Source organism: Mesorhizobium kowhaii (assembly GCF_003253745.1).
Classification (GTDB): domain Bacteria; phylum Pseudomonadota; class Alphaproteobacteria; order Rhizobiales; family Rhizobiaceae; genus Mesorhizobium; species Mesorhizobium kowhaii.
The window spans coordinates 39,802-48,909 of record NZ_MZXV01000078.1 but is presented as its reverse complement, the minus strand read 5'-3'; the positions used below and the strand labels follow the sequence as shown (position 1 = coordinate 48,909).

At 58.6% G+C, this 9,108-nt stretch carries 8 protein-coding genes and 2 tRNA genes; 4 read left to right on the top strand and 6 right to left on the bottom strand.

All coding sequences use genetic code 11. The features are described 5' to 3' along the window. Positions 1-127 (bottom strand): GTP-binding protein (locus tag B5V02_RS35485; RefSeq protein ID WP_245446368.1); only part of this gene is annotated, 127 nt, incomplete at its 3' end. A gap of 292 nt (positions 128-419) precedes the next feature. Between B5V02_RS35485 and B5V02_RS35480 the strand changes: the two genes are divergently transcribed. Continuing rightward, positions 420-1,307: a DMT family transporter gene (locus B5V02_RS35480; protein ID WP_111548623.1), complete on the top strand. Its 888-nt coding sequence runs from the start codon at positions 420-422 to the stop codon at positions 1,305-1,307. Positions 1,308-1,396: 89 nt separating this feature from the next. Here the strand turns inward: B5V02_RS35480 and B5V02_RS35475 are convergent, their stop codons facing one another. Then, on the bottom strand, positions 1,397-1,654 hold the full coding sequence (locus tag B5V02_RS35475) for a GlsB/YeaQ/YmgE family stress response membrane protein (RefSeq protein WP_111548622.1): 258 nt from the start codon (positions 1,652-1,654) through the stop codon (positions 1,397-1,399). Positions 1,655-1,783: 129 nt separating this feature from the next. On the opposite strand from B5V02_RS35475, the gene B5V02_RS35470 reads away from it, so the two are divergent. Then, on the top strand, positions 1,784-2,248 hold the full coding sequence (locus tag B5V02_RS35470; RefSeq protein WP_111548621.1) for a YidB family protein: 465 nt from the start codon (positions 1,784-1,786) through the stop codon (positions 2,246-2,248). A gap of 172 nt (positions 2,249-2,420) precedes the next feature. Here B5V02_RS35470 and B5V02_RS35465 read toward each other — a convergent pair whose 3' ends face one another. Next, positions 2,421-2,831 carry an ester cyclase gene (locus B5V02_RS35465; protein ID WP_111548620.1) on the bottom strand — a complete coding sequence of 137 codons (411 nt, stop codon included), beginning with the start codon at positions 2,829-2,831 and terminating at the stop codon, positions 2,421-2,423. A 156-nt stretch (positions 2,832-2,987) separates the two neighbouring features. Between B5V02_RS35465 and B5V02_RS35460 the strand changes: the two genes are divergently transcribed. Next, positions 2,988-3,893 carry a LysR family transcriptional regulator gene (locus tag B5V02_RS35460; RefSeq protein WP_111548619.1) on the top strand — a complete coding sequence of 302 codons (906 nt, stop codon included), beginning with the start codon at positions 2,988-2,990 and terminating at the stop codon, positions 3,891-3,893. A gap of 272 nt (positions 3,894-4,165) precedes the next feature. On the opposite strand, the gene B5V02_RS35455 is transcribed toward B5V02_RS35460, so the two are convergent. The 3 genes from B5V02_RS35455 to B5V02_RS35445 form a co-directional block, all read right to left on the bottom strand. Next, positions 4,166-7,492: a hypothetical protein gene (locus B5V02_RS35455; RefSeq protein WP_111548618.1), complete on the bottom strand. Its 3,327-nt coding sequence runs from the start codon at positions 7,490-7,492 to the stop codon at positions 4,166-4,168. Positions 7,493-7,772: 280 nt separating this feature from the next. Further along, positions 7,773-7,846: transfer RNA gene (locus B5V02_RS35450), tRNA-Gly, on the bottom strand. Between the two features lie 88 nt (positions 7,847-7,934). Continuing rightward, positions 7,935-8,019 (bottom strand) — tRNA-Tyr (locus B5V02_RS35445). Between the two features lie 202 nt (positions 8,020-8,221). Between B5V02_RS35445 and B5V02_RS35440 the strand changes: the two genes are divergently transcribed. After that, a complete protein-coding gene (locus tag B5V02_RS35440; RefSeq protein ID WP_111548617.1) occupies positions 8,222-9,076 on the top strand; it encodes a TrmH family RNA methyltransferase in 855 nt (284 codons plus the stop codon). Positions 9,077-9,108: the final 32 nt, after the last annotated feature.

The window sequence follows — 9,108 nt, the reverse complement described above, 5'->3', positions numbered from 1 at the left end:
CGTAGCGCTTGTATTCGCCAAAATACTTCGTGATCGCCGCCGTCAGCGACGTCTTGCCATGGTCAACGTGACCAATCGTGCCGATGTTCACATGAGGCTTGTTACGCTCGAATTTACCTTTTGCCATAGTCTCTTTCCTTGGACGGCCTGGACCTTCAGTTCAGTCGAATGCGGGGCGATTAGCGACAAAGGCCAAAAAACACAAGCGTCTTTTGGCCGGGTGCCGTCTCACTCAGTCCGAACCTATGATCCGATTGCGGGGATGTGGCGCTGATATAGGAAGGCTCGAGACGAAATGAAATGGGCGACAGGCCGATCGATCGAAGCCGCCACAGCTGTCTTGCTTGCCGGACCCTGTCTGATTCACCGCCAGTTCATGGCCCATTGCGGTCGTCATCGAGGTCTGATCTCCTGACCGGATGCATTTCATTCCGACCGCCATCCGCGGCCCACTGTTCATGATCGTCTCGACCGGGTCGTATCTCGTCAACGATACGATGATGAAACTCGCGACGTCAGGCCTGCCATCCTACGAAGTGCTGTTTCTGCGCGGCGTGGCGGCAACGCTCTGGGGCTTTCCGCTGTTGTTCGCGCTGGGCTACGGCAAGCAGATTCCGCTGATCTTCGACAGACGCGTGCTGCGCAGGAACCTGCTCGAGATGGCGGCGATCCTCTGCTACGTGGTGGCGCTCGCCAACATGCAGATCGCGGATTCCACCGCACTCGGACAGATCACGCCGCTGTTGATGCTGGTCGGCTCCTCGATCCTGTTTGGCGAGCGGATCGGCGGCCAGCGCATGGCGCTGATCGGGCTCGGTTTCATCGGCGCGCTGATGGTGGCGCAACCGACCATGCAAGGCATTTCGGTCTACGCCTTGCTGGCGCTCGGCAACGCGGCGCTTGCGGCGGCGCGCGACCTTGCCGGCAGACGGGTCTCGGCCGAGGTGCCGGGGATGATCGTGGCGATTTCCGCTGTCGTGGTGGTGCTGATCGGGGCGGGTGCTGCGCACCTGGTTTCCGAACGCTGGGTGATGCCCGAGGCGCGCCATCTGCTGCTGATGGCCGGCGCCGGATTTTTCCTGATCTTCGGCCACTTCTTCATCTTCATGGCCTATCGCGTCGGGCCGACCAGTGCCGTGGCGCCGTTCTACTATTGCTTCACCGTCTGGGCGGTCATTTCGGGCCTGCTGGTGTTCGGGCAATTCCCCAATGCGCTGGCGGTCTGCGGCATCCTGCTGGTGGTCGGCAGCGGACTGACCATCGTCTCCTTGGATCAACGCAAGCGCCGACTGACCGTCGTCGCCTAGCGAGTGCTTGTTCCAACGAGTGGCGCCATGGAAACACTGATAGCCGGCCCAAGAAGCTGGCCGGCTATTCGACAAGGAGATGGACGGATTTAGAGCGCCCGGCGGCCGCTGAACTGGTGGTAGGCCCACAGAACGACCACCGCGCCGATCACGGCGACGATCAGGCTGTAGATGTTGAGGCCGGTGACGCCCGACGCGCCGAAGGCGCTGAAGATCAGACCACCGACAATGGCGCCGACGATGCCAAGCACGATGTCGAGCAAGATGCCCTGGCCGCTCTTGTTGACGATCTTGCTACCCAGGAAGCCGGCGATAACGCCGAGTATGATCCAGCTGATGATTGACATTTTTTCCTCTCCATCCCCCGCCAACTGAACATTTTCATAGGATTGTCAAAAGCTCAAGCCAACTTGAAATTCCGCCCGGATGCGCCATTGTTGGAATGGGCTGGGCTCGGTTGAGATGGAGGATCCACTATGGGACTTTTTGACAACGCCGTTCCCGGCGGCAACATCACCAAACCGCTGATGATCGCGCTTGGCGCGCTGCTGGTCGGAAAGATGCTGAGCGGCAGAAGTGCCGAACAACCGGACCAGACCGAGACCCCGGCTCCGACCGGCCCTGCGTCCACGGGAACGACCTCCGCCGACGGCGGCCTGCTCGGCGGACTGGGCGGCTTGCTCGACAAGCTCAAAGATGCCGGCCACGGCAACGTCGCCGATTCCTGGGTCGGCACCGGGCGGAACCAGTCGATCAACGCCAATGATCTCGGCGCCGCGCTCGGGCCGCAGGTCATCCACGAGATCGCGCAACGGACGGGAATGGACGAGCAGGAACTGCTCAAGCAGCTGTCCACGGCCTTGCCAGGCGTCATCGACAAGCTGACGCCGAACGGCCAGGTGCCGCAGCAGCACCAGGTCGCATCCGCGTTCAACAGCTAGCGCGGCTCAGACATCTGCACAGTTGGAGCGCTGCGCGGCTTGTCGCGCGGTGTTTCGGCTGGCAGATCGCAGGGATGAGAGTCTGGAGCGGGTAGCGGGAATCCGATTTCGGTCTCCAGAAACGCCCCCGCCTAGCTCACCCTCTCGATCGCAGGAGGGCATGCACCACGCGTCACATGGGTGCGGCACCGATTTGTTGCAGAAGCCCCAACAAGTCCGGCTGCCCACGTTCGCCTACGATCTGTCCATTGGACCAGTGATAGAAATTCATCGCCTGGACGGCGATTTTCTTTCCCGTGGGTGGAACGCCGAAGAAGCTCCCTTGATGTGTGCCTCTCATGGTGAAGCGCGCGGCAACGTTGCCCCCCTCGGTGATCGTCTCCTCAAGAGTCCACTGGATGTCAGGAAAGCCGCCGCGCATCATTCCGATGATCTCGAGATAGCCGGCCGGTCCGGTCACCGGCTCGGGACGACCGGGAACGTGGAATATTGCTTTTGGCGAGATGAGTTCCTCAGCGAGCTTTTCGCTCGCCGTGTTGATGAACTCGACGAACCGCTGCATGAGGCGCTTGCTGTCTTCCATGTCTGTTCTCCTTGGTAGGCGAGTGGCGTGAAATTAGGAAATGTTGAACAATTTAGCGGCGGCCACGCTGGCCGGAGGGTTGAACCCTCCAGACGCAATATCGGGCAAGTCGCGTATTGACGGAATGGGTGCCGTTGAGCGAATAATACGGACGAAATGTCCGCAATCAGCAATCTCGAATCAATGAGCGGCCTGGTGGCGTTCGTCGCCTCGGTCGAGACCGGCGGCTTCGCCGCAGCGGGCCGGCGTCTTGGTGTGTCTGCTTCGGCGGTCGGCAAGGCCGTTGCTCGCCTGGAGGCTCGGCTTGGTGTCAGGCTTCTCCACCGTACGACCCGCTCCATCGCGGTGACCGGTGAAGGCAATCTTCTTTTTGAACGCGCGACGCGCATCATCGAAGATGTTCAGGAAGCCGAGAATGCGATCGCCGAGACACGCACCTTCCCGCGCGGACTACTGAAGGTGAGCATACCGGCGGCCATGGGACGCCGCATTATCGTTCCAGCGCTCGATCAATTCATCGCGGCCTATCCCAATGTCATTCTCGACGTCAGTCTGGACGATCGGATGGTGGATATCGTGGAAGGGGGTTTTGACCTTGTCCTGCGCACTGGTGACCTTGATGACTCTCGGTTGATTGCGCGAAAGCTCGCGCCACATCGGTTCGTCACCTGCGGGTCTCCCGCCTATCTCGAAAGACGGGGAGCACCACAGACGCCCGATGACGTACCCGACCACACCTGTCTGCGTCTCCGGTTTCCTACGACGGGCCGGCTGGAATATTGGGCCTTCAAAGGATGGAAGGCTCCTGGGCGCCCGCCGAATGGGCCTGTGTTCAACGATATCGAGGCGGTGGCGCTGGCTGCTATCGCCGGCCTCGGCCTTGCCCAAGTGCCCCACTATCTGGCGGCGCGTGCCATCGCGGATGGACGTCTTCGTACCGTGCTCGCCGATTATGCGGTCAGTCGGGGCGACATTTGGCTCATACGACCTCCTGCGAGTTCAGAAAGTCCGCGCGTCCGCGTGTTCGCGACATTTTTGACCAAATTGATTGAATCGATCTGAAGCCGCGGGATCGAGATAGCAGTTCGACGGATACATTCCATCCGCAAGATTCCGGCGAAACCTCGGCTGAAGCAATAAGTGGCTGTCCGGATTGCTAAAATTCCGAGGCTTGGAGCGGGTAGCGGGAATCGAACCCGCATATTCAGCTTGGAAGGCTTCTAAGAATGTAATGAAATCAATGGGCCGTGTCACTCGCCTTATCAAAAATAGCCGATCCGGGTAGAATTGCCCGGCGCCGTGTCATCAGCAACATCAAGCAGGGCCCCTCAAATTTAGGACGGACCCTTGCGACGAAACGAAGCCAACAGCTCCATCGCCTTGATCGCAGGAGGATCGGCCTCATCGAGCGGGACAAAGGGCGGGTCGTCCAGGTCGAGAACAGAAGCATCGTCGTCACCGGGGGCGATAGTCCAAGCTTCCTTGACATGAAGAGCGTACTTACCGATTCCTAGCTCAAGAATGGGATCAGGTGGCTTGCCCGGATCCTTGAGAAGTGCGGGCGCGAGCAGATAACGGCCATGTTCCCTGTAAGCCGCAAGGAAGCGCTCGAGGTTTTCCGAGGTGGTGGGTGTCATGAGATTGTATCGGGACAAGAAGCCGACAGTCTCGCCTTTCTTGTATTCGATTTTGTCGCGATTGGGACCGACGCTGACGGCGTAGGCGTGCGAGTTTGAAATCCGCGCCCCTCGAATGATGGCCACACGCAACGCGTCGTCGGGATCGTCGAATCCAAACCGCCCCCTCAGGCCTCTGAAAATGGCCTCGCCCACTTCTCCGTTACCAAACATGAGTCCCAAGACTGGTGGAAAATGGGGATTGCCGGGACTTATCATGAAGAATGCACCGCTCCAGTCGGCGCCGTCCCACTTGCGTACATCAATTGGGCTGATAACCCGGACATTCGTGTGTTTGCCATGCTCTGGATTGAACATGCCATCGGGGGGCCTGACGCCCATAAACCTGGGCTTTGCAATCTTTTCTTCTTCGGGCTCTGTTTCATCGTCAGGTACCCATGGAGCGAAGCGACCCATCGCATAGTCAACGTCGGACTCTTCTTTCCGATCAAGGATACTGAGACGAACCGTGTTGCCGTAGATGATCGAATAAGTGCTGGGCAGATTGGAAAAGGTGATGGCACGATCGAAACCACTCTCGTTTTTGAAAACAGTATCGGCCCAAGTCTCGAGATCACGCGGCATGGCGAATGTCGTAAAGACTGTGAGCACCGCCTCGTGCAGCCATTGGGGAAAGCTGATCGCTTCCGTCCTGTCCTTGAAGGTCAATTGTGCCCTGTGACGGATGACGCCGACCGTTTGTCCGTTCTCCTCCACCAACTCCAGCGTAGGAGCGATGCCTGCCGCGATATCCGGATCAACTCGGACGTTCAGACGGTCCAGCATCGGAAAGATTGGATGGCTCAAGCTGGTGGCGAGAAGGGCTTCAAGTGCACCGAGTAGGGAGCCCGCAACAGCAAGCGATGTGAGATTGTTCGCGCAGTCAATAACGATGTCACAGCCAATAACGTGCGATTTAAGGTCGACGCGATCGGCAAGCATGTAGTCTGGGTGGTCGGGGAGTTCCAACTGGCGCCCAAAGGAGAACCAACCCTGAAAATGCTTCTCCACCTCGTTGTCAGTCTCTTCGGCTGGGATTGACCCCTCCTGGCGGAGTACGTCCTGGCGCCCCATCAGGTAAAGTAAGGCCATCCGTGCCTCACCCAATCCGAGACGCTCTAAGATGTCCGGAAGCTTCCCTACTTGGGCTAGATCAGAAAAGCGGCTGCGCAACAAAAGTCCGCCAAACCACATCGTAAAATCGAGCCTACGCTGCTGAAGATTTTCCCGTTGCTTGTCGGTAGTTGCCCTTCCGTTTCTCACCATCGTGTCGAGTTCGAAGGCGGACAGCGCGAAGGGCAATCGGCCCAGCGCAAGTTCAAGAACCATCCAACGGCTGAGGTTGACCGGATGTACCTCGTCAAGCGATCCAGTTTTCTTAAACCGCGCTAGCTCATGAGCGACTGCTGAGGAAGCATAGAGATATGCGGCCCAAAGCAGCCCGGCCTTATCATAGGCGAAGCTCGATCCAACTAGGGCTTGGACCAGCTCATCGCGATACTCATCCTTGACGAGGAGGCTAACGGCACGGCCAAACCAACGAATAGCCTCGTACGGTAGATTCTTTTCGAGCTTCTGGAAACCGCGCTGCGAGTTTCGCTTGGCCGCCTCACCTTCTGAGCGACGCTTAGCTAGGGCATCTGTGAGAACTTCATAAAGCTCGTCAAATGCCTGACTCTCAGGGACAAATCCACCTAGTTCGCTGAGGATGTCGGCAACTGACTCGAACGGAAAGAACCCAAGGCCTTCAGCAGCAATGATGAGGTCGCGAAACTCATTCCAGATCGGCGTGAGATCACCCGAATCTTCTTCATGGGCAACCTCGGTGAGCTGCAACATGAGGAGCATTGCGTGCGCCTGATGAGCGTTGTTAGGACGCGATGCGTCTTCCTTAAGGCGGGTGAGGGCTTGTCGGAGATTGTCGGTCCGCGAATCAAGCTTCGCCAACTCTGGCTGCAATTCGCCCAGAGCGGTAACCGTCCTTAAGGGACCGAGCAGGTTTGAGACCCGCTCGATGTCATCTACAGTGTCACTGTCGATCGCAAGCCGCTCAACCTCGTCGTAAAGTCGCGAAAACTCTGCGAAATCGTCAAACCAGAAGTTAGTCGTCCATGCTTGGTCGTAAACTGCACCAAGTTCGAGATGTGGAAGGTTGTGCTGCCTGGCCAACCGTATGGCACGCTGAAACCTGCCGTCAGTTTCATGCCGCGGATACCCGAGCCCTCGCGATAAGATTGCTGCCCGGTGGGCATCTTCAATAAGCTGGTGCGGTGCCCCTTGGTAGCTGTTGGCATCCGCAAGTCGATCTTCGATTTCACCGAGCTCTTGGAGACGTTCGTAGTCCTTCGGCCCCAAGACACGTATGGCGCGGCGGCTAGCGTCGCCCAATCCCAAAGTATCGATCGCGATGTCCATACTTTTGTCCTCGAACACGCGATCCAAAAGCCAGGTGCGGTCTAGAATGATGATCGGGATACCCCATTTCTCATTAAGCGCGTCCTGAACTTCTGCACTGTCCTTGGCCGGGACGAATTGGTTGGTGATAAAATAGATGCGCTTGTAGTCGCGCCCCGTTCCGGCGATTTCCCCGACGTCGTCCTGGACCTTTGGACGCCATTTCGCCTTCGCACTAAATGCAAAGGCCATGCGTCCATCGGCGTTGGCCGGATCGGCGATGTACCACCTCGCTGCCACCTCGGCACTGACCGGGTAGCTTTCGGCATCCGTCTTGCCATCGCCACCGCCGGTCGGACCCGTTTGCGGACGCATATTTGGCGCTATGAATTTCTGTGCGAGACGGCGAGCAAAGCGTTCGAAGGGGACTTCGTCCTTTTGCTTCGTGAGCGTCTCAAGATGGTGGGAAAGCACCTCGCGCGAAATGGCAACCTCTTCAATTTCGGTAGAATCCGAAAAGAGATGGGGTCGCCTTCCGCGCATGAACTGCGAAGGTAGTATCTTCTTATTGTCTTCCACGTCTTTGTCCATGCACGGAATTATACAGGATTCAGGTCCGGCAGATATCGGTCCAATGATCATTCCGAGACCAGCTTTTGGCGCAACTTGTTCGTTCTGGCCGATGAACCGAACGGCAGCTGTCCGCCATCGCACATGTCGTTTCAGCGCCGCTATAGGTCTGCTGATCAGCTCAGTTAATATCGGCCGTCGAGTGGCAGGAATAACAGTAAGTGAAAACAGTCGCAGTGACACGAGTGACACGGCAACGCGAAATTTAAGCGAAATTCTTCTAAAATATCAAATGGTTATATGGAGCGGGTAGCGGGAATCGAACCCGCATATTCAGCTTGGAAGGCTGCTGCTCTACCACTGAGCTATACCCGCGCCTTTCAGTGAAGTATCGGATTCACCCGAAAACCGCTACACACTTTTCGGTCCGATGCTTTGCGTTTCAGGGCTTCCGGGCCGGCAGTGGTGGAGAGGGTTGGATTTGAACCAACGTAGGCATAGCCAACGGATTTACAGTCCGTCCCCTTTAACCACTCGGGCACCTCTCCAGTCTGCCGCCGGAGCCATGCAACAAGGCATCGACGCGTCGCGACCGCCTCAGCAGCCTTCCGCGAAGCGCCTTATGGCGGCACCGCCCAAAACTGTCAACCGCAAGATCCCGGCAAAACGCGCTGAATTTCGTCTGCCATCCGGCAAGCCGTTCGAACCAGCGGTATCCATTGCCGCGCGACACGGTTATAGAAGCCGGCCATGAGCAACGACAACAATTCCAAGACGCCGAAAGACACCCATTACGCCAAGCTGCGCCGCGCCTATCGCGACGAGAAGAGTGGCGGCGCGCCGGCGTTCAGGCCTCGGCAGCCGGTTCCGCCGGGCGAACATGCCGCGGATGGCCTGGTGCGGCTCTATGGCCTGCACACCGTGCGGGCGGCACTCGACAATCCGCGCCGCAAGATCAGAAAGATGCTGGTGACGCGCAATGCCGCCGAGCGCCTGGAAATAGCCGATCTCGCCGCTCTGCCCTTCAAGGCGGAACTGGTCGAACCCAGGGATATCGACAAGGTCACCGGGTCGGACGCCGTGCATCAGGGCGTGCTGATCGAGGCAGAGCCGTTGAAGCCGAAACGGCTTGATGCCCTTGGCGATGCAAGGCTGGTTCTGGTGCTCGATCAGGTCACCGATCCGCACAATGTCGGCGCCATCCTGCGCTCGGCGGTCGCCTTCGGCGCCGGCGCGCTGATCACGACCGCGCGGCACAGCCCGCAGGAATCCGGCGTGCTGGCAAAATCAGCCTCCGGCGCGCTGGAACATATCGACCAGATCGAGGTGAAGAACCTGGCTGACGCACTCGGCCAGTTGCACGAGGCCGGGTTCCAGACCATCGGCCTCGATTCGGACGGGCCGGCGGAACTCGAAACGAGTTTTTCAGGCGAAAAGATCGCGCTGGTGCTCGGCGCCGAAGGCAAAGGCCTGCGCCAGAAGACACGCGAGACCGTGACGACGCTGGCACGGCTCGACATGCCCGGCGCCATCCGTTCGCTCAACGTGTCGAACGCTGCGGCGATCAGCCTCTATGCGGCGCGGGCATTTTTGAAGCGCGGCTGAGGCTTCACGCAACAGTACGCGTTCGCCGACAC

Excerpts from the sequence above, each read along its gene's own strand:
- B5V02_RS35465 (WP_111548620.1), bottom strand. The coding sequence starts at position 2,831 with ATGGAAGACAGCAAGCGCCTCATGCAGCGGTTCGTCGAGTTCATCAAC.
- B5V02_RS35460 (WP_111548619.1), top strand. The coding sequence starts at position 2,988 with ATGTCCGCAATCAGCAATCTCGAATCAATGAGCGGCCTGGTGGCGTTC.
- B5V02_RS35475 (WP_111548622.1), bottom strand. The coding sequence starts at position 1,654 with ATGTCAATCATCAGCTGGATCATACTCGGCGTTATCGCCGGCTTCCTG.
- B5V02_RS35440 (WP_111548617.1), top strand. The coding sequence starts at position 8,222 with ATGAGCAACGACAACAATTCCAAGACGCCGAAAGACACCCATTACGCC.
- B5V02_RS35470 (WP_111548621.1), top strand. The coding sequence starts at position 1,784 with ATGGGACTTTTTGACAACGCCGTTCCCGGCGGCAACATCACCAAACCG.
- B5V02_RS35480 (WP_111548623.1), top strand. The coding sequence starts at position 420 with ATGCATTTCATTCCGACCGCCATCCGCGGCCCACTGTTCATGATCGTC.
- B5V02_RS35455 (WP_111548618.1), bottom strand. The coding sequence starts at position 7,492 with ATGGACAAAGACGTGGAAGACAATAAGAAGATACTACCTTCGCAGTTC.